Origin of the sequence: Ramlibacter sp. (assembly GCA_019635435.1) — a bacterium.
Taxonomy (GTDB): domain Bacteria; phylum Pseudomonadota; class Gammaproteobacteria; order Burkholderiales; family Burkholderiaceae_C; genus JAHBZM01.
The window spans coordinates 3,789,303-3,812,909 of the sequence record JAHBZM010000001.1 but is presented as its reverse complement, the minus strand read 5'-3'; the positions used below and the strand labels follow the sequence as shown (position 1 = coordinate 3,812,909).

General features: G+C 66.1%; 22 protein-coding genes. 10 read left to right on the top strand and 12 right to left on the bottom strand.

Features of this window, described 5'->3' with window-relative positions:
* Positions 1-88 precede the first annotated feature (88 nt).
* The 5 genes from KF796_18430 to KF796_18410 all read right to left on the bottom strand — a co-directional run bounded on the left by KF796_18430 (position 89) and on the right by KF796_18410 (position 7,342).
* Positions 89-2,638 (bottom strand): DUF11 domain-containing protein, encoded by a 2,550-nt coding sequence (locus tag KF796_18430; protein MBX3588611.1) that lies wholly within the window; start codon positions 2,636-2,638, stop codon positions 89-91.
* A 174-nt stretch (positions 2,639-2,812) separates the two neighbouring features.
* Positions 2,813-4,189 carry a twin-arginine translocation pathway signal gene (locus KF796_18425; GenBank protein ID MBX3588610.1) on the bottom strand — a complete coding sequence of 459 codons (1,377 nt, stop codon included), beginning with the start codon at positions 4,187-4,189 and terminating at the stop codon, positions 2,813-2,815.
* An 87-nt stretch (positions 4,190-4,276) separates the two neighbouring features.
* Positions 4,277-5,392: an acyl-CoA dehydrogenase family protein gene (locus tag KF796_18420; GenBank protein MBX3588609.1), complete on the bottom strand. Its 1,116-nt coding sequence runs from the start codon at positions 5,390-5,392 to the stop codon at positions 4,277-4,279.
* A gap of 49 nt (positions 5,393-5,441) precedes the next feature.
* Complete coding sequence (locus KF796_18415; GenBank protein MBX3588608.1) at positions 5,442-6,623, bottom strand: acyl-CoA dehydrogenase family protein; 1,182 nt, start codon at positions 6,621-6,623, stop codon at positions 5,442-5,444.
* Positions 6,624-6,664: 41 nt separating this feature from the next.
* Positions 6,665-7,342, bottom strand: coding sequence for a YceH family protein (locus KF796_18410; GenBank protein MBX3588607.1), 678 nt, complete (start codon positions 7,340-7,342; stop codon positions 6,665-6,667).
* A 21-nt stretch (positions 7,343-7,363) separates the two neighbouring features.
* Here KF796_18410 and KF796_18405 point away from each other — a divergent pair, with 21 nt between their 5' ends.
* Positions 7,364-7,945, top strand: a complete 582-nt coding sequence (locus KF796_18405) for a phosphoribosylglycinamide formyltransferase (GenBank protein ID MBX3588606.1) — start codon at positions 7,364-7,366, stop codon at positions 7,943-7,945.
* Here the strand turns inward: KF796_18405 and KF796_18400 are convergent.
* Positions 7,940-8,221 carry a DUF1653 domain-containing protein gene (locus tag KF796_18400; protein ID MBX3588605.1) on the bottom strand — a complete coding sequence of 94 codons (282 nt, stop codon included), beginning with the start codon at positions 8,219-8,221 and terminating at the stop codon, positions 7,940-7,942. The two genes, KF796_18405 and KF796_18400, sit on opposite strands and share 6 nt — an antisense overlap.
* Positions 8,222-8,264: 43 nt before the next feature.
* On the opposite strand from KF796_18400, the gene KF796_18395 reads away from it, so the two are divergent.
* Positions 8,265-9,536, top strand: a complete 1,272-nt coding sequence (locus KF796_18395) for an RsmB/NOP family class I SAM-dependent RNA methyltransferase (protein ID MBX3588604.1) — start codon at positions 8,265-8,267, stop codon at positions 9,534-9,536.
* Positions 9,537-9,677: 141 nt separating this feature from the next.
* Positions 9,678-10,892: a fatty acid desaturase gene (locus KF796_18390; protein ID MBX3588603.1), complete on the top strand. Its 1,215-nt coding sequence runs from the start codon at positions 9,678-9,680 to the stop codon at positions 10,890-10,892.
* A gap of 237 nt (positions 10,893-11,129) precedes the next feature.
* Here the strand turns inward: KF796_18390 and KF796_18385 are convergent, their stop codons facing one another.
* Positions 11,130-11,621, bottom strand: a complete 492-nt coding sequence (locus tag KF796_18385) for a RidA family protein (GenBank protein ID MBX3588602.1) — start codon at positions 11,619-11,621, stop codon at positions 11,130-11,132.
* Positions 11,622-11,805: 184 nt separating this feature from the next.
* On the opposite strand from KF796_18385, the gene KF796_18380 reads away from it, so the two are divergent.
* Positions 11,806-13,260 (top strand): PLP-dependent aminotransferase family protein, encoded by a 1,455-nt coding sequence (locus tag KF796_18380; protein MBX3588601.1) that lies wholly within the window; start codon positions 11,806-11,808, stop codon positions 13,258-13,260.
* A 57-nt stretch (positions 13,261-13,317) separates the two neighbouring features.
* Here KF796_18380 and rpmG read toward each other — a convergent pair whose 3' ends face one another.
* The 3 genes from rpmG to trxB all read right to left on the bottom strand — a co-directional run bounded on the left by rpmG (position 13,318) and on the right by trxB (position 14,860).
* Complete coding sequence (rpmG, locus tag KF796_18375; protein MBX3588600.1) at positions 13,318-13,488, bottom strand: 50S ribosomal protein L33; 171 nt, start codon at positions 13,486-13,488, stop codon at positions 13,318-13,320.
* 11 nt (positions 13,489-13,499) lie between these two features.
* Positions 13,500-13,733: a 50S ribosomal protein L28 gene (rpmB, locus tag KF796_18370; protein ID MBX3588599.1), complete on the bottom strand. Its 234-nt coding sequence runs from the start codon at positions 13,731-13,733 to the stop codon at positions 13,500-13,502.
* 170 nt (positions 13,734-13,903) lie between these two features.
* Complete coding sequence (trxB, locus tag KF796_18365; GenBank protein MBX3588598.1) at positions 13,904-14,860, bottom strand: thioredoxin-disulfide reductase; 957 nt, start codon at positions 14,858-14,860, stop codon at positions 13,904-13,906.
* Positions 14,861-15,014: 154 nt separating this feature from the next.
* On the opposite strand from trxB, the gene KF796_18360 reads away from it, so the two are divergent.
* Genes KF796_18360 through lolA form a run of 3 tightly spaced genes read left to right on the top strand, consistent with a single transcriptional unit; the run spans position 15,015 to position 18,722 of the window.
* The gene (locus KF796_18360; GenBank protein MBX3588597.1) at positions 15,015-15,689 is read left to right on the top strand and encodes a Crp/Fnr family transcriptional regulator; all 675 of its coding nucleotides are present in this window, start codon (positions 15,015-15,017) and stop codon (positions 15,687-15,689) included.
* Between the two features lie 58 nt (positions 15,690-15,747).
* Positions 15,748-18,075: a DNA translocase FtsK 4TM domain-containing protein gene (locus KF796_18355; GenBank protein ID MBX3588596.1), complete on the top strand. Its 2,328-nt coding sequence runs from the start codon at positions 15,748-15,750 to the stop codon at positions 18,073-18,075.
* A gap of 14 nt (positions 18,076-18,089) precedes the next feature.
* The gene (gene lolA, locus KF796_18350; protein ID MBX3588595.1) at positions 18,090-18,722 is read left to right on the top strand and encodes an outer membrane lipoprotein chaperone LolA; all 633 of its coding nucleotides are present in this window, start codon (positions 18,090-18,092) and stop codon (positions 18,720-18,722) included.
* Positions 18,723-18,737: 15 nt separating this feature from the next.
* On the opposite strand, the gene KF796_18345 is transcribed toward lolA, so the two are convergent.
* The gene (locus KF796_18345; protein ID MBX3588594.1) at positions 18,738-19,559 is read right to left on the bottom strand and encodes a GNAT family N-acetyltransferase; all 822 of its coding nucleotides are present in this window, start codon (positions 19,557-19,559) and stop codon (positions 18,738-18,740) included.
* Between the two features lie 35 nt (positions 19,560-19,594).
* Complete coding sequence (locus KF796_18340; GenBank protein ID MBX3588593.1) at positions 19,595-19,978, bottom strand: hypothetical protein; 384 nt, start codon at positions 19,976-19,978, stop codon at positions 19,595-19,597.
* A 30-nt stretch (positions 19,979-20,008) separates the two neighbouring features.
* Between KF796_18340 and KF796_18335 the strand changes: the two genes are divergently transcribed.
* The 3 genes from KF796_18335 to KF796_18325 all read left to right on the top strand — a co-directional run bounded on the left by KF796_18335 (position 20,009) and on the right by KF796_18325 (position 23,604).
* Positions 20,009-21,343, top strand: coding sequence for a replication-associated recombination protein A (locus KF796_18335; protein ID MBX3588592.1), 1,335 nt, complete (start codon positions 20,009-20,011; stop codon positions 21,341-21,343).
* 241 nt (positions 21,344-21,584) lie between these two features.
* Positions 21,585-22,514: a branched-chain amino acid ABC transporter permease gene (locus tag KF796_18330; GenBank protein ID MBX3588591.1), complete on the top strand. Its 930-nt coding sequence runs from the start codon at positions 21,585-21,587 to the stop codon at positions 22,512-22,514.
* A gap of 10 nt (positions 22,515-22,524) precedes the next feature.
* Positions 22,525-23,604 carry an ABC transporter ATP-binding protein gene (locus tag KF796_18325; protein MBX3588590.1) on the top strand — a complete coding sequence of 360 codons (1,080 nt, stop codon included), beginning with the start codon at positions 22,525-22,527 and terminating at the stop codon, positions 23,602-23,604.
* Positions 23,605-23,607: the final 3 nt, after the last annotated feature.

Here is a 23,607-nt window from a genome sequence, read left to right as displayed (position 1 = left end):
GGCGATCACGGGAACTGCAAATTCAGTCGGTCGTGGCGCTTCGGCGCCACAGAAACCGGCATTAGTTTCCAGTGCCGTGCGCAGGCGGCTAAGGCAGGCCGGTGGCGGTCACCCCGCAGGTCAAAACGAAGGTGGCGGTGCTTCCGGCGGGGAAGGTCGGAATGGCTATGCCCGTGGCGGATTGCAGTGCGCTCACGAACAGCTGGATCGGCAGCGGACAGACGGCGCCCCCGGAGGCCGAACAGTTGATGGAGGTGCAGTTCAGGCCGGTGGCGGCTGGGTCCTTCAGTGCCGCGCCATCGGCGTCGGCCGGTCCCAGATTGGCCACCGTGATGGTGTAGTTGTTGGTTTGCCCCGGCACCAGCGTGGTGACGCCGTCGTCCTTGACCACGGTCAGATGGGCGGCGGGCTTGATGGTCAGCACCACCGTCGAGGAGTTGTCGGTCGTGCTGGTGTCCAGCGCGCCGGTCACGGTATAGATACCCACCGTGTTCGTAGCGGTGGAAACCACCGAGGTCACGCTGACCCGCGCCACGACCGTGATGTCGCAGCCCTCGTCAATGGCCGCGCTCGAGATGGTGCCCCGGACCACGGTGCGCCCGCCGACCACGGCGGTGCTGGTTGCGCAGCCGGCGGATCCCACGGGCGTCGCCGACACCGACAGCACGGGTGTGATGAGGGCAGGCAGGGTGTCCGTGAAGGTTCGCGTGCCCTCGACCCCGCCTCCGTTGCGTATGTTGATCACGTAGGAGATCGTGGCGCCTGAGGGCACGTCGATGTTGCTGGTGGTGGTCGCCCCTGTTGCGCCGGTGCGCTGGCTTTTCTCGACCGAGAAGTCCGAGGCCCGTAGATAGAAGCTGGCCGTGGCGGCGTCGGCGTTGGAGCCCGATACGGTGGTCAGGCTGCCCGCCGGAATGGTGTTGAGGCTGAAGGCGGCCACGGTGCCCGTGACCCGCACCACGAAGCTGCAACTGCCGCCCGTGGTGCCGCCGGGTATGGCGCTTCCGTTCAGGATCGTGATGCGGGTGGTCGCGGTGGTCGCACTGGTGGAGGCGGGCTTGGTCACCGGCGAGCCGTCGGAGAAGCAATTGATGGACAGCAGGGACGGTCGGGTGATGCGCAGGTTGGTGGGCAGCGTGTCCGTGAGCGAGGACGTGAGTGTGTTGGTGCTGGTGTTGGGGTTGGTGATGACGATGGTTAACGTGGTGGTGCCAACCGCCGAGGACGAGGTCACGGGGCTGAACGACTTGGTGATGATCGGCAGGTTTGGCAGCGACAGGTTCTGGACCTGGAACGATGCCGAGGCGGCCACGGTGTTGGTCCCGGCGGAGGTGGTGAGGCTGCCGGCCGGGACGGTGTTGTTGTAGAGATTGGCCAGCGTGGCGGACACCCGCACGCTGAACGAGCAACTGCCACCGCTGCTGGAGCCCCCGGGGATCAGCGAGCCCGAGGCAATGACCGCGCTGCCCGCGCCAGCGGTCCCCGTGATGGTGGTGCTGGTCGGCAAGGAGGCCAGTGGAGTTCCGTCAGAGTAGCAGGTGCCCGTGAGTGATGGCGTGGGGTGGACCACCATGCCGGTGGCGAAGGTGTCGGTCACGGGCAGCGTGACGAAGATGGGCACCTTGTTCGGATTGCTGATGGTGATGTCCAGGGTCGACGTGCCAGGCGTGGTGGCCGTGGTCGGGCTGAACGATTTGGTGATGGTGGGCGGATCGGGGGGCGCCACGCAGTTGCCGGCGTCATTCACGGGTGTCGTGTTGTCCACCAGCGTGGCCGAAATGCTCGGCGACGCCGTGTGGTCGTCGAGTTCGTAAGTGATGTTGCTGGTGCCCGCGCCGCCGATGTAGACCTTGCCGGTCTTGGGGTGGACCGCCACCGAGGCGATCTGAAACGCCGTGACCGCGACGGTGGCGGTCTGGACCACCTGGGCGCTGGTGATGGTGTAGCCCGAGTAGGTGAGCGCCAGCTTGAGCACGCGAATGGGGTTGGTGTTGGTGACCAGCCAGATATCGCCGGTCTGCTGGTCGGCGAAGATGTCGCCGCTGCTGTTGAGCAGCGGATAGGTCACGCTGCTGCCCACCACCGACGAATAGACCGTGGTCCAGCTCGTGGAGGTCGGGTTTTCCGGGTCGAGCAGGCCGATGGCCACCAGTTGGGTGCTGGTGCTGCCATCGTCCACATAGACATTGGTGACCGCCGTGTTGACCGAGCCGAGCAGGAACATGCGCCGGCTGCTGGTGTCGCGGTCCAGCGTGGCGCCCACGAGGTAGTTGATGGATTGCGTGCCCGTGGTGAGGTTGCTCCGGGTGTAGGTGAACGAGGCCGGCACCGAGATGTTGGCTCCACCCCCCGTGGTGGCGAAGGTGATGCTGCCCGTGGCGTTGCTGAACGTGGCCTTGTACATGGGCATCGGAACCGTCACGCCAGCCGAGAAGTACAAGGCACCGTCGCCTTCATACCCCGAGAGCGAATTGCCGCCTACCGGCGTGGCTGCCACCGTGACCCACTGACTGGTGGCGGAATTGAAATAGACCAGGTTGTTGCCGGAGTTGGCCCACAGCGCGGTACACGCCGAAGGCACGGCCCAGGCTCCCCCGCCAGCCGCCAGCAGCAGGCTTGCGAAAAGGACCCAACGCAAGAATTGACGCAAGCCGGAGAACATCGTCGCAGGTGGCACCGCCAAAAGGGGATTGGGGTGGCGGCAGGCCCGAGCCTCCCGCCCTGCGAGCGATGGTATGCCAGAAAGTCCATTTGTGGAAACAAATAGTTGCACTTTTGCCGCTTTTCCGGCGGCGGGCGAGGAGGGCCCTGGCTACTGGCTCAATTCGATCAACGTGACCTGCTGCTGTTCCAGGGGCCAGACGCGGCCCACGATTCGTTCGCCGTTGAACTCGGCTGTCACGCTACGGGCGGTCGCGTTGTCCAGCTTCAGCCGGCTGCTCGAGACGCCGGCGCCCGGCGGCACGCCGGGCAACTGGGTCTGGCCATCCAGGCTCATCCGGTCGCGGGGCGGGTCGAAATAACCGCGTGGCCGGGTGAAGGTGAGCAGGGCTTTGGCGCCCTGATCGGCTGTGGCTATCCGTTCCGCGCGGAAGTGCACGATGTCGCTGCCCCGAGGGAACGGGCTGCGGTAGATGTGGGCGGTGGCATAGCTCGGTGCCGCCACGACGAATTCATAGCGGCCCCCCGGGTCGGCGGTGAATGGGCCCCACTGGCCATCGGCACCCACGGTCTTCTGGTGGACGGGAGCGCCGCGGCGCTCGCCGGTGGCCGGGTCCACCGCGTAGATGGTCATGCTGGCGCCGGGAACCGGCAGGTTGTTGCCGAAGCTGCCGGTCCGCGCATCCAGCGGGTCCACGCCCAGGCCCGTGATCTTGCCGTTGAGCACCGCAGTGGGGGCAACGATGACTTGTGGGGTCGCGGGCGCGCTGCCCGTGATGAAGCGCCACGCGGCCTCGAAGGCGGCCGGCGAGAACGAGGTTTCGCGGTGGTCGAGCCCGGCAATCACCACGTTGGTCGCGCCGCGCAATTCGGGGCCGGCAAAGCTCACGCCGGTGGGCTTGCCCTTGGCGCCAATCCACAGGCCGTCGGGCTGGGCGTACTTGTCGTTGTGGTCGGAGCGGATGGTGAGCCAGCGCACCGGGCCGGTGACCTCGTCGCCCGCGGCGTTCTTGGGCGCGTTCAGGGCGGTGAGGAAGGGGCCGGTGCCCGCAAACTCGTTGCCTTCGCGGAACCCCTTGATCGACCAGACGCCGTGGTTGGGCGCGCCGCCCAGGACGGCGTGGCTCACGGTCTTGTCGCCGCCACCGTTCTGGATGTAGTTGCGCACCGCGTAGCCGCCGCGCGAGTTGCTGATCAGCACCACGCGGCTGGCGCCAGTGGTTGCCAGCACCTTGTCGACCTCGGCCTTGAGGAAGGCCATGGCCTCGGCGGTCGAGCTGCGGCCCGCCTGGGGCTTGGCGTCCTCGTCGCGGGCCAGCGGGTAGGGCATGTCGATGGCGTGCAGCCGCTCGCGCGGCCAGCCGTTGGACTCAAAACGCCACAGCGTGGTCTGCCACAGCGCCGCGCTGTCGCCATTGCCATGCACAAACACAATGGGCGGGCGGTCGGTGCCTGGCGCGGGGGTGGCGCAGCCCGCCAGCCACAGGCCCGCGATGCCCAGACCCATCAGGGTTCTACGCTGCAACATGAATGTCTCCTTTGAAGGAAAAAATGCCTGCAGCCCCCGCGGGTCTTGCGCTTTTTGCTATTGATTCAGTAGCAATCCGGTCCGCGTTCAGGCAAACACACCGGCGGTGTCCTGCATGCGCGCAGAGACTTCGCCCAGGTGGTGCATGCTGTCGCCAAACGTCATTTCAAGCTGGGTGAGCTTCTTGAAGTAATGGCTCACGATGTACTCGTCGGTCACGGCGATGCCGCCATGCATCTGGACCGACTGCTGTCCGATGTAGCGCATCGAGCAGCCCAGCTGGTACTTGGCGCGTGCCATGGCCGCGCGGCGCTCGTCGGCGGGCGCGTTGAGCTTGAGGCTGGCGTAGTAGCTCATGGAGCGGGCCAGTTCGAGCTGCATCTTCATGTCGGCCACCCGGTGGCGCAGCGCCTGGAAGCTCGCGATCGGCACGCCGAACTGCTTGCGCGTGTTCATGTACTCGACGGTGATGGCCACAGTCTTGTCCATCACCCCCACCGCCTCGGCGCAGGTGGCCGCGATGCCGATGTCCACCGCGTGTTCCAGGGCCGCGAGGCCGTCGGTGGTCACCAGCGCGGCGGGCGCGTCCTTGAACGTGACCTCCGCGGCGCGGCCGCCATCCTGCGTGCCATAGCCGCTGGTGGCCACGCCCTTGGCGCCGCGCTCAACCAGGAACAGGGCGATCTTGCCCTTGACGGTGGCGGGCACCAGGAAGGCATCGGCCTGGTCGCCCACGGGCACGACGCTCTTGGTGCCGGTGACCGTGAAGGCCGCGCCGGCCTGGCTGGCCTGCGCCTCGCACAGGTCCAGGCGGTAGCGCGCCTTGCGCTCCTGGTGGGCCAGCACCACCAGGGCCTCGCCCGAAGCGATCCTGCCCAGCCAGGCGTCCTTGACGTCCTTGGGCGCGTAGCCGGCCAGCACGCCGCCGGCGATCAGGGTCTGCGCGAAGGGCTCGAGCACGATGCCGCGGCCCAGCTCTTCCATGACCACCATGCCCTCGGTCGGGCCCATGCCCAGGCCGCCATCGTCCTCGCTGATGTACAGGCCGCACAGGCCGAGCTCGGCGATTTCACCGTAGGCCGCGCGGTCAAAGCCGCCGGCCTTGGCCGCCTTGTGGCGGCGCTCGAAGGTGTAGCCCTTGTCGACCCATTTGCGGACCGCGTCGCGCAGCTGTTCCTGGTCGTCAGAAAAATCGAAATCCATAGCTTGTTTCCTAATCAGTTGGGGACAGAGCTGAAGGTCTGTCCCGCAATTACCCAAGAACCGTCTGGGCCACGATGTTGCGCTGCACTTCGTTCGAGCCGCCGTAGATGGTGGTCTTGCGCATGTTGAAGAAGGTGGCCGCCAGTGGCGCGTTGCCCGTGGCGCCGCCGGGGAAGTCGCCCTGCCAGCCGGCTTCCATGGCTTCCTTGATGAAGGGCAGGCTGTAGGGGCCGGCGGCCAGCATCATGAGTTCGCTGTAGCGCTGCTGGATCTCGCTGCCGCGGATCTTGAGCAGGCCCGCGATGTCCAGCGAGTTCTTGCCCGACTTCTCGGCGCTGAGCACGCGCAGCACCAGCATCTCGAGCGCGACCACTTCCACTTCGAGCTTGGCGATTTCGTCGCGGAAGCGGGTGTCGTCATACACGCCCTCGGCCCTGGCGATGCGCTTGAGGCGCTCGAGCTCGCGCTTGGCGCGGTTCACGTCGGCGATGTTGGTGCGTTCGTGGCTGAGCAGGTGCTTGGCATAGGTCCAGCCCTTGTTCTCTTCGCCGATCAGGTTCTCGGCCGGCACCTCGACGTTGTCGAACCAGACCTCGTTCACCTCGTGGCCGCCATCCAGCATGATGATGGGGCGCACGGTCACGCCGGGGCTCTTCATGTCGATCAGCAGGAAGCTGATGCCGGTCTGCGGCTTGCCCTCGGTGCTGGTGCGCACCAGGCAGAAGATCCACTCGCCGTACTGGCCCAGCGTGGTCCAGGTCTTTTGGCCGTTGACGATGTATTTGTCGCCCTTGCGCTCGGCGCGGGTCTTGAGCGAGGCCAGGTCCGAGCCCGAGCCCGGTTCGCTGTAGCCCTGGCTCCACCAGACTTCGCCGCTGGCGATGCCGGGCAGGAAGCGCTTTTGCTGCTCGGCATTGCCAAAGGCCATGATCACCGGCGCCACCATCACGGGGCCGAACGGAATGACGCGCGGCGCACCGGCCAGCGCGCATTCTTCTTCAAACAGGTGCTTCTGCACCGCGGTCCAGCCCGGGCCGCCGAATTCCTTGGGCCAGCCGTGGCCCAGCCAGCCCTTCTTGCCAAGAATCTTGGCCCAGCGCTGCATGTCGTCGCGCGTGAGGTGCAGGGCGTTGTGCACCTTGTGCGAAATGTCCTTGGGCAGGTTCTCCTGCACCCAGGCGCGGATCTCTTCGCGGAATTTCTGTTCTTCGGGGGTAAAAGCCAAATCCATGACGGTATCTCCTGTGCGATCCGAGTTTACGTACGGTCGTTCTATTCTGTGTGTCCGGGTTGCGACATCCCGAGCTGTTCGAGGACATTTTGCAGTGCAGAACGCAGCGTGCCCACCTCGTTTTCGAGTGCGCGGATGCGGGCCTCGAGCCGGCGCACGTCATCCAGCGGAACACCGGAAGGCTCAACCGGCGCGGCGCTGGCGCCCAGGTCCACCGGGCCGCACAGCAGATGGGCCCAGCGCTGCTCGCGGGCGCCCGGCGCGCGTGGCAGCTTGACCACCAGCGGGCCGCCTTTTTCCTCGCTGCGGTCCTGCAGTTCTTCCAGAAAAGCGTCGACCGAGGAGATGTCGGCAAAGCGGTACCAGCGCTCGCTGTTGATGCGCAGTTCACCCGCCGTCTGCGGGCCGCGCAGCGCCAGCAGGCCCAGCAGCACGGCCGACTGTTCGGGCACGCCGACCACGCGCTGGAAGTTGTGTTCGTAGCGCGGCACGCGGCTGCCGCTGGACTCGAACACCAGGCTCAGCAGCTTGAGCGAATCCAGCGCCTCCTGCACCTCGGTTTCAACCAGGTTCATCAGCGGCTCGCGGCTGGTTTTCTGGTTGCAGCCGGTCAGCAGCGTGTTCAGCGTGAGCGGGTAGCTGTCGGGCACGGTGCGGGCTTTTTCCATCAGCGTGGCGAGCACGCGGGCCTCGTTCGGGGTCAGGGGGCGCAGGGGCATGGCAGGGATAATTGCAGGTGAATGAAAAACATCGTGATTCTGATCTCAGGCAGTGGCTCCAACATGGCCGCCATTGTCCGCGCCGCCCAGCGCGACAACTGGCGCAAGACCCTGGACGCGCAGGTGTCCGCGGTCATCAGCAACCGGCCGCAGGCCGAGGGCCTGGCCCTGGCCCGCGAGCACCTGATCGCCACCGACGTGGTGGACCATACCCGCTTTGCCACCCGCGAGGCCTTTGATGCCGAGCTGGCCACGGTGATTGACCGGCGCCAGCCCGCGCTGGTGGTGCTGGCGGGTTTCATGCGCATCCTCACGCCGGGGTTCGTGGCCCGCTACGAGGGCCGGCTGCTCAACATCCACCCGTCGCTGCTGCCGGCCTTCACGGGCCTGAAGACCCACCAGCGCGCCATTGACGCGGGCTGCCAGGTGGCCGGCGCGACGGTGCACCGCGTGACGGCCGACCTGGACCATGGCCCCATCCTGGCGCAGGCTGCCGTTCCGGTGCTGTCGGGCGACACGGGCGAGACGCTGGCCGCGCGCGTGCTCACCCAGGAGCACCTGATCTACCCCCGCGCGATTGCCGATTTGCTTCGAAATTCATAGCAAGGAGTGGCCGCCAGTCCTGGACTCCAGCCCTGTTGGGTCATCAACCCGGGCAAAGCGGGGCTGCCGGACGCCGTCAACCAACACCTCTTCGCCAAACATGGCGGCGGGGCGCACCCACAGCCCGTGGCCGCCGTAGAGCGCGCGGTACAAGGTCATGGGCTCCAGGGTCTCGCTGTGGCGCACGGTGCCCAGCACCTCGTACGGCAGGCCCTTGTAGTGGCGGTAGCGGCCGGGCGGCGTTTCAATCAGCGGGGGCAGGTCGGTGTCGGGCATGGTCGGCTTCTTCAGGCTGAAGGGCAGGTGGGACAATACGGCCATGCATCCTAAAGCCCTGCTCGACGCCTGTGCCGAGCTCGTCAAGCTCACCCTCAAGTTCGATCACCCGGCCGACGCCGTGGTGTCCCGCTATTTCCGCGACAACCGTTCACTGGGCCCGCGTGAGCGCGCCACGCTGGCCGAGACGGTCTACACCGTGCTGCGCAAGAAGCTGCTGTTCGACCACATGGCGCCCTCGGGCAGTGGGCCGCGCGAGCGCCGCCTGGCGATCCTGGGCTTTCACGGCCCGCGCGACTTTCTCAAGAGCGCGCTGAGCGACCAGGAGAAAAAATGGCTGGACCAGTGCGACAGCATCCAGCCCGCCGACCTGCTGGAGCGGCACCGCCACAACCTGCCCGAATGGCTGGTGCCACCGCTCAAGGAGCAGCTCGGTGACGGCTTCTGGCCGCTCGTGAACGCGCTGAGCCAGAGCGCGCCGCTGGACCTGCGCGTCAATGCGCTGGCCGACAAGCGGGCCGATGTGCAAAAGGAACTGGCCAGGGCCGGCATCGCCGCCGTGCCCACGCCGTATTCGCCCTGGGGCCTGCGCATTGAAGGCAAGCCGCCGCTCAACAAGGTGGACGCCTTCACCCGGGGTGCCATCGAGGTGCAGGACGAGGGCTCGCAGCTGCTGGCCCTGCTGCTGGACGCCAAGCGCGGCGAGATGGTGGTGGACTTCTGCGCCGGCGCCGGCGGCAAGACCCTGGCCATTGGCGCCTGCATGCGCAACACCGGCCGGCTCTATGCCTTTGACACCTCGGCCCACCGGCTGGATGCGCTCAAGCCCAGGCTGGCGCGCAGCGGCTTGTCCAACGTGCATCCGGCGGCCATTGCCCATGAGCGCGACGACCGCGTCAAGCGGCTGGCCGGCAAGATCGACCGCGTGCTGGTCGATGCGCCGTGCTCGGGCCTGGGCACCCTGCGTCGCAACCCGGACCTCAAATGGCGCCAGTCGCCGCAGTCGGTGGAGGAGCTGGTGGCCAAGCAGACCGCCATCCTGCAAAGCGCGGCCCGGCTGCTCAAGCCCGGTGGCCGGCTGGTCTATGCCACCTGCAGCGTCCTGCCGCAGGAGAACGAGGCGATTGCCCAGGCCTTCACCGCCGCCAATAGGGAGTTCAGCCCACTTTCAGCGGGCGACATCCTGTCCAATCTCAAGGTCGAGGCGGCCGCCAGCCTTTGCAGCGGCGGTGAATCGGGCGCTGACTACCTGAGGCTGTGGCCTCACACGCATGCCACCGACGGTTTTTTTGCGGCGGTTTGGGTGAAAACTTGATGAAAGTCACGGGCGAGACGGTTAAAAGCCCCTGATTCACAGGTTATGCACATGTTATACAGGGGGTAAGCCCTAAAATGCTTGTAAACCAGAATAACAGCCTCCACCTGACGTCGTTCCCCTGAGAGAGACCCCCTTACTATGTTGCTTCCTGACTGGGCCGTGCTGAACGCGGCAATCGACTGGCTCGGCCACGGCCTGTGGAATCTCGCCTGGTGGCAGATCGTGCTGTACACGCTGGTGACCACGCACCTGACCATCATGGGCGTGACCATCTTCCTGCACCGCGCGCAGTCGCACCGTGCGCTGGAGCTGGGCCCGATCCCCTCGCACTTCTTCCGTTTCTGGCTCTGGCTGGGCACGGGCATGGTCACCAAGGAATTCGTGGCCATCCACCGCAAGCACCACGCCAAGGTCGACACCGAGGAAGACCCGCACAGCCCCCAGACCCGCGGCATCAAGAAGCTGCTGCTCGAAGGCACGGAGCTGTACCGGGCCGAGTCCAAGAACAAGGAAACCATGGCCAAGTACGGCTATGGCACGCCCGACGACTGGCTTGAGCGCAACCTCTACACCCGCTACTCGTGGCAGGGCGTGGGCCTGATGCTGATCCTGGACCTGGCGCTGTTCGGCGCGGTGGGCGCGGCCGTCTGGGCCGTGCAGATGGCCTGGATTCCCGTGATGGCCACCGGTGTCATCAACGGCATTGGCCACTACTGGGGCTACCGCAATTTCGAGTCGCCCGACGCCAGCACCAATGTGAGCATCTGGGGCATCATCATTGGCGGCGAAGAGCTGCACAACAACCACCACACCTACCCCACGTCGGCCCGGTTCTCGGTCAAGCCCTATGAGTTCGACATTGGCTGGATGTACATCAGCCTGATGGAAAAGCTGGGCTGGGCCACGGTCAAGAAGGTGCCGCCCAAGCTGCAGCTTGGCGCGGTGAAGCCGGTGGCCGACGAGAAGACGCTGGAGGCGCTGATCGCCAACCGCTACGAGGTCATGGCCGGCTACGCGCGCGAATTGCGCCGCGTCTGCCAGGCTGAAATCGCGGCCCTCAAGGCCCGCCAGGGCGACCTGTCCCAACTTGCGGCCGCCAAGCGCTGGCTCCACCGTGACGATGACAAGGTCCCCGCCAGCGCGCGTCCGCGCCTGGCCCAGGCCCGCGCCGCCCATCCGGTGCTGGACAAGATGGTGACCATGCGCGAAGAGCTGCGCCAGATGTGGCTGAGCACCGGCCATTCGCGTGAGCAGCTCGCGTCTGACCTCCAGGCCTGGTGCCGTCGCGCCGAGGAAAGCGGCATCGTCGCACTGCAGCAGTTCTCGATGAAGCTGCGCGCCGCGCACGCATAAGCCGCCCCGGGCGGGCTGGCCAGCCTGAAGCGGGCCTGTTGCTGCGCCCCGATCTTGACCCACAGGGGCTGGTCCGCGCGCCAGCCCTGGCCGGCGGGTAGCCGCCTGGCCCCGGGCGCCAGCCCTTCGGCCGGCCCGGCGCCTGCCAGCGTGAGCCACAGGACCCCTGATTCGCAGAACAGCTGCGTTCCTTCGGCCACCCAGAAGGCGACTTCCTGGCCTGGCTGGAGCCTTTGGTCAGCGTTCATCGCCGGCCTCAAGGCTCACGGTCATTTCAATCTCCACCGTCGCGTTCTTGGGCAACTGCAAAACGCCCACGGAGGTGCGCGTGTGGGCTCCGGCATCGCCCAGCACCTGGCGCAGCAGGCCCGAGGCCGCGTCGGCCACCTCGCTTTGCTGGCCGAATTGCGGCGCTGACTGCACGAACACGCCTACCCGCAAGACCCGCCTGATCCGTTCCAGGCTGCCCAGGGATTGCCGCAACAGCAGCAGGGCGCGAACGGTGCAAATGACGGCGGCGCGCTGCGCGTCCTGCAGCGTGACGGCCGAGCCTGCCGCCCCGGTCACCACCACCACCGTTCCCACGCGCGGCACCTGGCCGCTCACGTAGGCCGTCGGGCCGTCAATCACGACCGGCAGGTAGTCGCCTCCCGCCCTGATCTCGCCGCTGAAATCGTGGCCCAGCCCGGCGATGATGCCGTCCAGCGCTGCCTGCCTTGAAGAATCCATGATGCCGCCTTTGCCGTGGGTGGATAGGGTTCAAGCGTAGCGCCACGCTGGTTGCCGGGGCAGGCACAGCGGGCCTCTTGAGCAGGCGATCAGCGTCTGCATCGGTGCTCTGTTATGGTTGTCTGGTACCGTTTTTGTATCTGTTTCGAAGCAGCAAATGCGGTCAAGATCGTCTGCGCCCGGCATGACCACCGATTCAACACCGCTGTACCTGCAACTGGCTTCGCATTACCGCGACGCCATTGGCAAGGGCGCGCTGCTGGCGGCTTCCCGCATGCCGTCGGTGCGCGACATGATGCGCCGCCACCAGGTCAGCCTGTCCACCGCGCTGCAGGCCCTGCGCTCGCTGGAGGAGCAGGGCTGGCTGGAAGCCAGGCCCCGGGTCGGCTACTTTGTTCGCGGGGCCCGGCCGTCGGCGCTGGGCGAACTGGCCGAGCCCGACCTGCGCAAACCGTTTGCGGCAGACCCCACGCGTTTTGCGGGCATCAACGAGCGCATCTCATTGCTGCTGGAAAGCGGGCGCCGGGCCAGCCTTCGGGTGGATCTGGGCGGCGCCACGCCGGGGCCTGAGCTGTTTGATGCCGCCATGATGAACCGGAGCGCCGCCGCCTTGCTGCGCGAACAGCCGGGCATCCTGGCGCACGGGCGGGCGCTGACGGGCGCGCACCCCGAATTCCAGGCGGCGATGGCGCGGCGTGCGCTGGACGCCGGCATGGCGCTGAACCCGCGTGACGTGCTGGCCACCAGTGGCAACACCGAGGCGGTTCACCTGGCCCTGAGCGCCGTGGCGCAGCCGGGCGACGTGGTGGCCGTCGAGTCGCCCACCTACTACGGCCTGCTGCAGGTCATCGAGTCGCAGGGGCTGGAGATTCTCGAGATCCCCTGCAGCCGGCACACGGGCATTTCGCTGGAGGCCCTGGAGCTTGCCGTGCGCACGGAACCGCGGCTGAAAGCCGTGGTGGCCATGCCGCACCTGCAGATGCCCCTGGGCACGCTGATGCCCGACAGCCAGAAAGCGGCCCTGGCGGCGTTCTGCGGCGAGCACGGGCTTGCCCTGATCGAGGACGACTCCTACCGCCTGCTCGTGGAGGGCAGCGCGGTGCCGCGGCCCGTCAAGGCCTGGGACCAGAGCGGTCACGTCATCTACTGTGAGTCATTCAACAAGACGCTGGCGCCAGGCCTGCGTCAGGGCTGGATGAATGCGGGGCGCTGGCACGAGCGGGTGCACATGCTCAAGTTCGCGCAGAGCCGCAGCACGCCCGCGTGGGGGCAGTTGCTTGTGGCGCGCTGGGCCGCGTCGCCGGCTTTTGCACGCCATCTGCAGCGGCTGCGGCTGCAATTGCGCAGCCAGCGTGAACGCACCGCCCAGGCCATTGCCCGGTACTTCCCGCCGGTCACGCGCCTGGCCTTGCCGCCGGGTGGCCTGTGCCTGTGGGGTGAATTGCCGGCGGGCGTGTCGTCGTCGGTGCTCTACGAAGATGCGCTGCGTGAGGGCATCCGGATTGCCCCGGGCGCGATGTTCTCCAACACCGGCCGCTATGACGGCTTCATGCGCTTTGGCTGCGCGATGGCGATTTCACCCGAGATCGAAGAGGCCTATCGCGTGCTGGGGCGGCTGGTGCGCCGGCAGATGCGCTGAAGACGCCCCCAATAAAAAACCCCGCAATGCGGGGTTTTTTATTGGGAGGAGCCTGAATTACTTCAGCTTCATTTCCTTGTACTCGACATGCTTGCGAGCCTTGGGATCAAACTTCATGATCGCCATTTTCTCGGGCATGGTTTTCTTGTTCTTGCTGGTCGTGTAGAAGTGACCGGTACCGGCCGTGGACTCCAGCTTGATCTTTTCGCGTCCGCCTTTGCTTGCCATGTCAGTGCTCCTTAAGCTTGGCCACGGGCACGCAGGTCTGCGAGCACGGAGTCGATCCCGTTCTTGTCGATCAGGCGCAGCCCGGCGTTGCTGATGCGCAGGCGCACCCAGCGGTTCTCACTCTCGACCCAGAAACGGCGGTATTGCAGGTTCGGCATGAACCGGCGCTTGGTTTTGTTGTTGGCGTGGGAAACATTGTTCCCGACCATCGGGCCCTTGCCCGTTACGTCGCAGACGCGTGCCATGAGCACTCCAATTTCTATTCAACGGCTGTTACTGCCGGCCGGAACCTGCGCTCCGGCCTCGCACCAGCCTCACCTCGCCAGAAGGGTGGCGGTAACCCATTGCTGACCTTCGGCCTCCCGGCCAAAATCAGCAAAGCCTTGAATTATAACGAATTTCCTGCGCGTGCCGGTCAGGCCTGGTTCTGCTCCAGGAAACGCTGGGCATCCAGCGCGGCCATGCAGCCGGTGCCGGCACTGGTGATGGCCTGGCGGTAGACATGGTCCTGCACATCACCCGCGGCAAAAACGCCGGGCACGCTGGTCATGGTGGCAAAGCCCTTGAGGCCGCTCTGCGTGACGATGTAGCCGTTTTCCATGGCCAGCTGCCCCTGGAAAATGTCGGTGTTGGGGGCATGGCCGATGGCAATGAAGCAGCCCTTGAGCGTGAGGTCTTCGGTGGCGCCGGTCTGCGAGTTTTTCAGCCGCACGCCCGTCACGCCGCTGGCGTCGCCCAGCACCTCTTCCAGGGTGTTGAACAGCTTGAGCTCGATCTTGCCGGCCTTGACCTTGTCCATGACCTTGTCTACCAGGATCGGTTCGGCCTTGAACTTGTCGCGCCGGTGCACGAGGTAGACCTTGCTGGCAATGTTGGACAGGTACAGCGCTTCTTCCACGGCGGTGTTGCCGCCGCCGATCACGCAGCAGACCTGATCGCGGTAGAAAAAGCCGTCGCAGGTGGCGCAGCCACTCACGCCCTTGCCCATGAAAGCGGTCTCCGACGGCAGGCCCAGGTACTGGGCCGACGCGCCGGTGGCAATGATCAGCGAGTCGCAGGTGTATTCGCCGCTGTCACCCTTGAGCCTGAACGGGCGTTGGCTGAAATCGACGGCGTTGATGTGGTCGAACACCACTTCGGTCTTGAAACGCTCCGCATGCTCCAGAAAACGCTGCATCAGCTCCGGGCCCTGCACACCGTGCACGTCGGCGGGCCAGTTGTCCACATCGGTGGTGATCATCAGCTGGCCTCCCTGGGCAATGCCGGTGATCAGCACCGGGTTCAGGTTGGCGCGCGCCGCATAAACAGCGGCGGTGTAGCCGGCGGGGCCGGAGCCGAGGATCAGGACTTTGGCGTGCTTGGTTTGGGACATGGTAATTACCTGTGTGGAAAACACCACAGGTCGGTGTACAGTTTGGGGGCAGGCCGCCGAGTATCAAGCTTGCGGCCCACGTGGACGATGTGCAATTTCAATCTGTGCGATTGTAAGAACCCCTGAACCGGGGCATGCCTGAAGGGATTTGAGAATGTCGATGCTGTCCAACCTGGAACTGATACGCCGGGTACCGCTGTTTGCTCTGCTCACAGCCGTGCAGGCCGAGGCGGTTGCAGACGCGGTCACCAAGCGCCGCTTCAAGCGCGGCGAGGTGGTTGTCGAGCAGGGCGAGAAATCCAACACCCTGTTCATCATCCTCACGGGCCGGGTGCGCGTGGTGACGTCGGACAAGCGGGGCCGCGAGGTCATCCTGGCCACGCTGCAGCCCGGCGACTACATCGGCGAGATGAGCCTGATCGACAACGAGCCGCACTCCGCCACCTGCCGCGCCGAGGTCCAGACCGACATGCTGGTGCTGGGGCGCGCCGAGTTCGCGCGCTGCCTGCCCGAGAACAGCTCCATGGCCTACGCCATCATGAAGGGGCTGGTGCAGCGCCTGCGCCAGGCCGACCGCAAGATCGAGTCGCTGGCGCTGATGGACGTGTATGGCCGGGTGGCCCGCTCCCTGTTGGAATTCGCCAAGCCCGACCGCGACGGCGAGCTCACCATCCGCGACAAGATTTCCCGCCAGGACATCGCCAAGATGGTGGGCGCCTCGCGCGAGATGGTCAGCCGCGTGATGAAAGACCTCGAAGACCGGGGCTTCATCGAAACCCGCGAGGATGGCTCCATGGTGATCAAGGACCGGCTCACCACACTGGGCTGAGCCTGCGCCCGATGACGGTGGCCGCGCCAGCGGCCTGCGGTAAGCTTGGGTGCTGCCCATGACCTACTCCCTCAATACCCTGAATGCTTCGGCCAGCGACGGCCATGCGGCGCGCACCGGCGTGGGCCGGTTCGCGCACGAGATCGCGCTGGTCCTCGGGCTGGCGGCCCTGGTCTTCTGGCTGCTCGCGCTGTGGAGCCATTCCGCGCTGGATGCGGCCTGGTCCACGTCGGGCGCGGGCGGGCCGGTGCGCAACTGGGGCGGGCGCCTGGGCGCCTGGCTGGCCGACCTCAGTTATTACAGCCTGGGCTTTTCCGTCTGGTGGTGCGTGGCGGCCGGTGTGCGGGCCTGGCTGGCCACCCTGGCGCGCTGGATGCGCGGCAGCGCCACGCCGCGCGAGACGCCTGTGCGCTTCAGCCGCTCCCGCACGGCGTTCTGGCTGGGCCTGGTGGTGTTGCTGTGTGCCAGCACGGCGCTTGAATGGTCGCGGCTGTACCGGTTTGAACCGCGCCTGCCCGGCCATGGCGGGGGCGTGCTGGGCTACCTGACCGGACCACCCGGCGTGCAATGGCTGGGGTTCACCGGTTCGGGGCTGGTGTTCATTGCCCTCACGGTGCTGGGGGCGGCCCTGGTGTTCCGCTTTTCCTGGAGCCAGGTGGCCGAGCGCATCGGCGCCTGGGTGGACACGTTCATCGAGTCGCGCCGCGAGAAGCGCGAGATTGCCGAGGACCTGGCCCTGGGCCAGCGCGCCGCGCGCGAGCGCGAGGAAGTGCTGATCGAGGAGCGCATCGAGATCGAGGAGCACCACCCCACGCCCATGCTGATCGAGCCGGTGCTGGTCGAACCGCCGCGCAGCGAGCGCGTGGCCAAGGAACGGCAGAAGCCGCTGTTCACCGAATTGCCCGACAGCAAGCTGCCGCAGGTGGACCTGCTGGATGGTCCGGTGGGCCGGCAGGAAACCGTCTCGCCCGAGACGCTGGAGATGACCAGCCGGCTGATCGAGAAGAAGCTCAAGGACTTCGGCGTGGAAGTGCGCGTGGTGCTGGCGCAGCCCGGCCCCGTGATCACGCGCTACGAGATCGAGCCCGCCACCGGCGTCAAGGGCTCGCAGGTGCTCAATCTCGCCAAGGACCTGGCCCGCTCGCTGAGCCTGGTGTCGATCCGCGTGATCGAGACCATTCCCGGCAAGAACTACATGGCGCTGGAGTTGCCCAACGCCAAGCGGCAGTCGATCCGCCTGAGCGAGATTCTGGGCTCGCAGATCTACAACGAGGCCAAGTCCATGCTGACCATGGGCCTGGGCAAGGACATCATCGGCAACCCCGTGGTGGCCGACCTGGCCAAGATGCCCCATGTGCTGGTGGCCGGCACCACCGGCTCGGGCAAGTCGGTGGGCATCAATGCCATGATCCTGAGCCTGCTCTACAAGGCCGAGGCGCGCGATGTGCGCCTGCTCATGATCGACCCCAAGATGCTGGAAATGTCGGTGTACGAGGGCATTCCTCACCTGCTGGCGCCCGTGGTCACCGACATGCGGCAGGCCGCGCACGGCCTGAACTGGTGCGTGATGGAGATGGAGCGCCGCTACAAGCTCATGAGCAAGCTGGGGGTGCGCAACCTCGGGGGCTACAACAACAAGATCGACGAGGCCAAGGCCCGCGGCGAATTCATCTACAACCCGTTCAGCCTCACCCCCGACAGCCCCGAGCCGCTGGAGCGCCTGCCCCACATCGTGGTGGTGATCGACGAACTGGCCGACCTGATGATGGTGGTGGGCAAGAAGATCGAGGAGCTGATCGCCCGCCTCGCCCAGAAGGCGCGCGCGGCCGGCATCCACCTGATCCTGGCCACCCAGCGGCCCAGCGTGGACGTGATCACGGGCCTGATCAAAGCCAACATCCCCACCCGCATTGCCTTCCAGGTCAGCAGCAAGATCGACAGCCGCACCATCCTGGACCAGATGGGCGCCGAGGCGCTGCTGGGCATGGGCGACATGCTCTACATGGCCAGCGGCACCGGCCTGCCGGTGCGCGTGCACGGCGCATTTGTGAGTGACGACGAGGTGCACCGCGTGGTGGCCTATCTCAAGCAGCAGGGCGAACCCAACTACATCGAGGGCGTGCTGGAGGGCGGCACGGTCGATGGCGAGGATGGCGACCTGCTGGGCGGCGGCGAAGGCGGCGGCGAGAAGGACCCGATGTACGACCAGGCCGTGGAGGTGGTGCTGAAGAACCGCAAGGCCAGCATCTCGCTGGTGCAGCGCCACCTGAAGATTGGTTACAACCGTGCCGCGCGGCTGGTGGAAGATATGGAGAAAGCCGGGCTGGTCAGCGCCATGAGTGGCAGCGGCCAGCGTGAAATCCTGGTGCCTGCGCGCGCCGAATGAGCTGGACCCATTCAATGAAAAAGCTGATCGCTACATTTTTCATAGCAGCCAGTGTCCACGCGGCGTGGGCTGGCGGCATGGAAAGCCTTGAATCCTTCGTCAAGACGGTGAAAAGCGGGCGCGCCGACTTCACCCAGGTGGTGACCTCGCCCGCGCGCGAGGGCCAGGCGCCCAAGGTCAAGACTTCCACCGGCACCTTTGAATTCCAGCGGCCCAACCGGTTCCGCTTCAACTACCTGAAACCGTTTGTGCAGACCATCGTGGCCGATGGGCAGACGCTGTGGCTGCACGATGTGGACCTGAACCAGGTGACGGCGCGCAAGCAGGCGGCCGTGCTGGGCTCGACCCCGGCGGCGCTGATTGCCTCGGCACCCGATCTGGCCGCGCTGCAAAAGGACTTCAAGCTCGAGGCCGCGCCCGACCGGGACGGCCTGCAATGGGTCCAGGCGCTGCCCAAAACCAGGGATGGCCAGTTGCAGAGCGTGCGCGTGGGGTTCAAGGGCGAGCAGCTGGCGGTGCTGGAGATTCTGGACAGTTTTGGCCAGCGCTCGGTGCTGACGTTCAGTAACCTGCAGGCGCCAGCGACCCTGGCAGCCGACACCTTCCAGTTCAAGCCGCCCGCGGGCGCCGACGTGCTGCGCCAGTAACCGGCCAGCAACGGGTCAACCCAGCTCGAAGCTGGTGATGCCGAAGATGCGCTGCAGTGGCAGGCGGGGCGCGGCGCCGGTGTACATCCGCGCAGTTTCAAAAACGGGCTTCATGCCATGCCGGTGGGCCAGGGCCGTGGCGCCATCGTTCGGCCCGGGCACATCCAGAAAGACCGTCTCGCCGGCGGGCACCCTGGCCTGAAGCGCCACAAAAAGCCTTTCGGCCAGCGACTCATGGTCGGCAAACAGCGGCCCGATCTTGAAGCCCTGGCGGCAGGGCCTCAGCACGCCGTAGCCCTTGAGGTCGCCACCGTCGATCACGCCCAGGGCCGTGGACCCCGGCTGTGCAATCCAGGCGCGCAGGAATTCGGGCCGGCGGGCGCCAAACAGGGGCAGGTCGTAGGCGGCGAGCTGCGCAAAGGGGAGGGTGGTCAGCGGCACCACGCCAGGGTCCACCGGGGCTGTGGTGCCTGCCAGCCCTTCATAACGTGCGTTGCGCCAGGCCAGCCCAAAGCCCGAGCGGCGGTAGTTGTCCTGCTGCGCCACCACGCCATCCAGCCCCACCGTGCGCCCTGCCAGCCGCGCCAGGCCGGCCTTCCAGAGCTGCAGGCCCAGTCCGCGGCCGCGGTGTTCGGGGTGGACGATGTACAGACCCAGAAAGCCGTCTGCCTCGCCGTAGCGCACGACCGATATCGTCGCCACGGGCTGATCGTCCACCACGCCCATCAGGAAGCCGCCGGCATCGGCCGCATGGAAGCAGGCCGCGTCGTTCAGGCCGGGGTTCCAGCCCTCTGCCGCCGCCCAGTCAATCGCCAGGGCCACGTCGCGCGGGGCCATGGGCCGGACAACCAGGGAGTGGGCCATGGGCAGCTTCAGTCTCCCGGCTGGATGTCCCGCGCGATCTGGTCCAGTGCCTTGCGCTCCACATACTCGTCCATGCGCGACAGCAGGCGCCACCACTCGCTGCCATCCTCGCGGTAGACGCGGATGGCGCCCGCGCGCACCAGGATCTTGCGCAGTTCGTCGTCGGCGAAGCCGCCCAGGTTCTTCTGCAGTGTCTCGAAGGAGCGGTCGGTGAAGCTCTTGTGGCTCAGGAAGTGGCGGGCGGTTTCCTCGGCCATGAACTCGGTCTTGTGCTGCTCATGCAGCATCCGCAGCTGGTTGGCGAACTGCTGGCGGTTGAGCATCCAGCTGATGCCGCCACCCACCAGGGCGCCCAGCAGGGCTGAAAAAGTTGACCACAGGGCTGCTTCCATATGGGGCGGACTATAAACTCCCGGCAGACCATGGCTGCCCCTGACCCCGCGCGCACCGCCGCCCCCGCCCACACGCCCCTGGCCGAACGCCTGAGACCGCGAACGCTGGCCGAGGTGATTGGCCAGCAGCATCTGCTGGGCGAAGGCATGCCCCTGCGCATTGCGTTCGAATCGGGGCAGCCCCACAGCTGCATCCTCTGGGGCCCGCCGGGCGTGGGCAAGACCACCATTGCGCGGCTGATGGCCGATGCGTTTGACGCGCAGTTCATCACCATCAGCGCCGTGCTGGGCGGGGTCAAGGACATTCGCGAGGCCGTGGAGCAGGCCCAGATTGCGCAGGGCACCGCCCTGGAGCAGGCCCATGGCGGCGGTGGCCGGCGCACCCTGGTGTTCGTGGACGAGGTGCACCGTTTCAACAAGAGCCAGCAGGACGCCTTTTTGCCCCATGTGGAGAGCGGCCTGTTCACCTTCATCGGGGCCACCACCGAGAACCCGTCGTTTGAAGTGAACTCCGCCTTGCTGTCCCGGGCCGTGGTGTATGTGCTGCAACCGCTCGCGCCCCAGGATCTGGAGCAAATAGTGGCCAGAGTCCAGGAGGCGCGGTCACTTCCTGCTATGGAAAGCGTAGCAATCGAGCGCCTCATCGGCTACGCCGACGGCGACGCCCGGCGCCTGCTCAACACGCTGGAAACCCTGGCCGTGGCCGCGCAGCGGGAAAAAATCGACCCGATCACCGACGCCTGGCTGCTCAAGGTGCTGGGCGAGCGCATGCGCCGCTACGACAAGGGCGGTGAGCAGTTCTACGACACCATCAGCGCCCTGCACAAAAGCGTGCGTGGCTCGGACCCCGATGCGGCGCTGTACTGGTTCGTGCGCATGCTCGATGGCGGCGCCGATCCCCGCTACATGGCGCGCCGGCTGATCCGCATGGCCAGTGAAGACATTGGCCTGGCCGACCCGCGCGCGCTGCGCCTGGCGCTGGATGCCGCCGAAACCTATGAGCGCCTGGGCACCCCCGAAGGCGAACTGGCGCTGGCGCAGTGCGTGGTCTACCTGGCCGTGGCGCCCAAGTCCAATGCCGTCTACAAGGCCTACAACGAGGCGCGGGCCCTGGTGAAGAAGGACGGCACCCGCCCCGTGCCCCTGCACCTGCGCAACGCGCCCACCCAGCTCATGAAGGACCTGGATTACGGCAAGGACTACCGCTATGCGCATGACGAGGAGGGCGGCTTTGCCGCCGGCGAGCGCTACTGGCCCGACGGCATGGCCACGCCGCAGCTGTACCGGCCCGTGGATCGCGGCCTGGAAATCCGGATCGCAGATAAGCTGAGAGAGCTGAAGAAGTTAAATGATCAGAAAAACTAATTAAAGAGAAAAGCCCCTGATAAGGGCTTCTGTCGAGGGTAAACCCCGGGCAATACACGGTTTTTCACGCGCTCACCGATAGCTACAATCTCGTACACGAACCCGCCAAGGGACCTGCTTGGCGGGTTTTTTGCTAGATGGCTGGTTGTGCCCACAAGGCGCGCCGGTCAATCAACAGACCTGGTCACAAAAATCCTGGCTCAACCTGGCTATCGGCCGGTTACAAAAACGGAGAATTTCTATGGACATCTTGCTGCAACAGATCATCAACGGTCTGGTCCTCGGCAGCATGTACGCCTTGATAGCCCTGGGCTATACCATGGTGTACGGCATCATCCAGCTGATCAATTTTGCGCACGGCGAAGTGCTCATGGTGGGGGCGCTCACCAGTTGGGCCGTGATCACCGTGCTCCAGCCCGCCATGCCGGGCGCACCGGGGTGGGTCATCCTGCTGCTGGCCACCGTGGTGGCCTGCGTGGTGGCCGCCGCGCTCAACTTCACCATCGAGAAGGTGGCCTACCGGCCGCTGCGCAACAGCCCGCGGCTGGCCCCGCTGATCACGGCGCTGGGCATGTCCATCCTGTTGCAGACGCTGGCCATGATCGTCTTCAAGGCCAACTACAAACCCTATCCCACGCTGTTGCCGCCTCAGCCCTTTGAAATCGGCGGCGCGGTGATCACCGCCACCCAGATCATGATCCTGAGCGTGACCGTGGTGGCCCTGCTGTTCCTGGTCTGGCTGGTCAACTACACCAGCCTGGGCCGCGCGATGCGCGCCACCGCCGAGAACCCCCGCGTGGCGGGCCTGATGGGCGTCAAGCCCGACACCGTGATCTCCGCCACCTTCATCATCGGCGCCATCCTGGCGACCATTGCCGGCGTGATGTACGCCTCCAACTACGGCACGGTGCAGCACACCATGGGCTTCCTGCCCGGCCTCAAGGCCTTCACGGCGGCAGTGTTCGGCGGCATCGGCAACCTGGCCGGCGCCGTGATCGGCGCCGTGCTGCTGGGCCTGATCGAAGCCATCGGCTCGGGGTACATCGGCACCCTGACCGGCGGCGTGCTGGGCAGCAACTACGCCGACATCTTTGCGTTCATCGTGCTCATCATCATCCTCACCCTGCGGCCATCGGGCCTGATGGGTGAGCGCGTGGCGGACCGGGCCTGAGGAGAACACCATGAATCAGAAAAAACTCCTGACCTACCTCTTTGGCGGCCTGGCCCTGCTGGTGCTGCCCTTCATTCTCCAGAGCTTCGGCCACGCCTGGGTGCGCATTGCCGACGTGGCCCTGCTGTACGTGATGCTGGCCCTGGGCCTGAACATCGTGGTGGGCTATGCGGGCCTGCTGGACCTGGGCTATGTGGCGTTCTACGCCGTGGGCGCCTACATGTTTGCGCTGATGGCCTCGCCCCACCTGACGGAAACCTTTGCCTCGTTTGCGGCGATGTTCCCCAACGGACTGCACACACCTCTGTGGATCGTCATTCCGCTGGGGGCCGGGCTGGCCGCGCTGTTTGGCGTGCTGCTGGGCGCGCCCACGCTCAAGCTGCGCGGCGACTACCTGGCCATCGTCACGCTCGGCTTTGGCGAGATCATCCGCATCTTCCTGAACAACCTGGACCATCCGGTCAACGTCACCAACGGCCCCAAGGGGATCAACCAGATCGAGGCCATCAAGTTCTTCGGCCTGGACCTGGGCGACCCGCTGATGATCGGCAGCTACGAGGTGGCATCGGTCACGCTGTATTACTTCCTGTTCCTGGCGCTGGTGATTTTCAGCGTGCTGGTCTGCTACCGGCTGGAACTGTCGCGCATCGGCCGCGCCTGGATGGCCATCCGCGAGGACGAAATCGCCGCCAAGGCCATGGGCATCAACACCCGCAACCTGAAGCTGCTGGCCTTCGGCATGGGCGCCACCTTTGGCGGCGTGGCGGGCTCGATGTTCGGTGCCTTCCAGGGCTTTGTCTCGCCCGAGTCCTTCAGCCTGATGGAGTCGGTGATGATCGTGGCCATGGTAGTGCTCGGCGGCATCGGCCATCTGCCCGGGGTGATCCTGGGGGCGGTGCTGCTGTCGGCCCTGCCCGAGGTGCTGCGCTATGTGGCCGGGCCCTTGCAGGCCATGACCGGCGGGCGCCTTGATTCCGCCATCCTGCGCCAGCTGCTGATTGCGCTGGCGATGATCGTGATCATGTTGATGCGGCCGCGCGGCCTGTGGCCCGCGCCCGAGCATGGCAAGTCGCTGCAACAAGGCAACTGAGGA

Coding starts and splice junctions, on each gene's coding strand:
- lolA (MBX3588595.1), top strand. CDS start 18,090: ATGAAAAAGCTGATCGCTACATTTTTCATAGCAGCCAGTGTCCACGCG.
- KF796_18425 (MBX3588610.1), bottom strand. CDS start 4,189: ATGTTGCAGCGTAGAACCCTGATGGGTCTGGGCATCGCGGGCCTGTGG.
- KF796_18415 (MBX3588608.1), bottom strand. CDS start 6,623: ATGGATTTGGCTTTTACCCCCGAAGAACAGAAATTCCGCGAAGAGATC.
- trxB (MBX3588598.1), bottom strand. CDS start 14,860: ATGTCCCAAACCAAGCACGCCAAAGTCCTGATCCTCGGCTCCGGCCCC.
- KF796_18420 (MBX3588609.1), bottom strand. CDS start 5,392: ATGGATTTCGATTTTTCTGACGACCAGGAACAGCTGCGCGACGCGGTC.
- KF796_18380 (MBX3588601.1), top strand. CDS start 11,806: ATGACCACCGATTCAACACCGCTGTACCTGCAACTGGCTTCGCATTAC.
- KF796_18325 (MBX3588590.1), top strand. CDS start 22,525: ATGAATCAGAAAAAACTCCTGACCTACCTCTTTGGCGGCCTGGCCCTG.
- KF796_18355 (MBX3588596.1), top strand. CDS start 15,748: ATGACCTACTCCCTCAATACCCTGAATGCTTCGGCCAGCGACGGCCAT.
- KF796_18335 (MBX3588592.1), top strand. CDS start 20,009: ATGGCTGCCCCTGACCCCGCGCGCACCGCCGCCCCCGCCCACACGCCC.
- KF796_18360 (MBX3588597.1), top strand. CDS start 15,015: ATGTCGATGCTGTCCAACCTGGAACTGATACGCCGGGTACCGCTGTTT.
- KF796_18395 (MBX3588604.1), top strand. CDS start 8,265: ATGCATCCTAAAGCCCTGCTCGACGCCTGTGCCGAGCTCGTCAAGCTC.
- KF796_18390 (MBX3588603.1), top strand. CDS start 9,678: ATGTTGCTTCCTGACTGGGCCGTGCTGAACGCGGCAATCGACTGGCTC.
- KF796_18400 (MBX3588605.1), bottom strand. CDS start 8,221: ATGCCCGACACCGACCTGCCCCCGCTGATTGAAACGCCGCCCGGCCGC.
- KF796_18330 (MBX3588591.1), top strand. CDS start 21,585: ATGGACATCTTGCTGCAACAGATCATCAACGGTCTGGTCCTCGGCAGC.
- rpmG (MBX3588600.1), bottom strand. CDS start 13,488: ATGGCAAGCAAAGGCGGACGCGAAAAGATCAAGCTGGAGTCCACGGCC.
- rpmB (MBX3588599.1), bottom strand. CDS start 13,733: ATGGCACGCGTCTGCGACGTAACGGGCAAGGGCCCGATGGTCGGGAAC.
- KF796_18385 (MBX3588602.1), bottom strand. CDS start 11,621: ATGGATTCTTCAAGGCAGGCAGCGCTGGACGGCATCATCGCCGGGCTG.
- KF796_18405 (MBX3588606.1), top strand. CDS start 7,364: ATGAAAAACATCGTGATTCTGATCTCAGGCAGTGGCTCCAACATGGCC.
- KF796_18345 (MBX3588594.1), bottom strand. CDS start 19,559: ATGGCCCCGCGCGACGTGGCCCTGGCGATTGACTGGGCGGCGGCAGAG.
- KF796_18410 (MBX3588607.1), bottom strand. CDS start 7,342: ATGCCCCTGCGCCCCCTGACCCCGAACGAGGCCCGCGTGCTCGCCACG.
- KF796_18340 (MBX3588593.1), bottom strand. CDS start 19,978: ATGGAAGCAGCCCTGTGGTCAACTTTTTCAGCCCTGCTGGGCGCCCTG.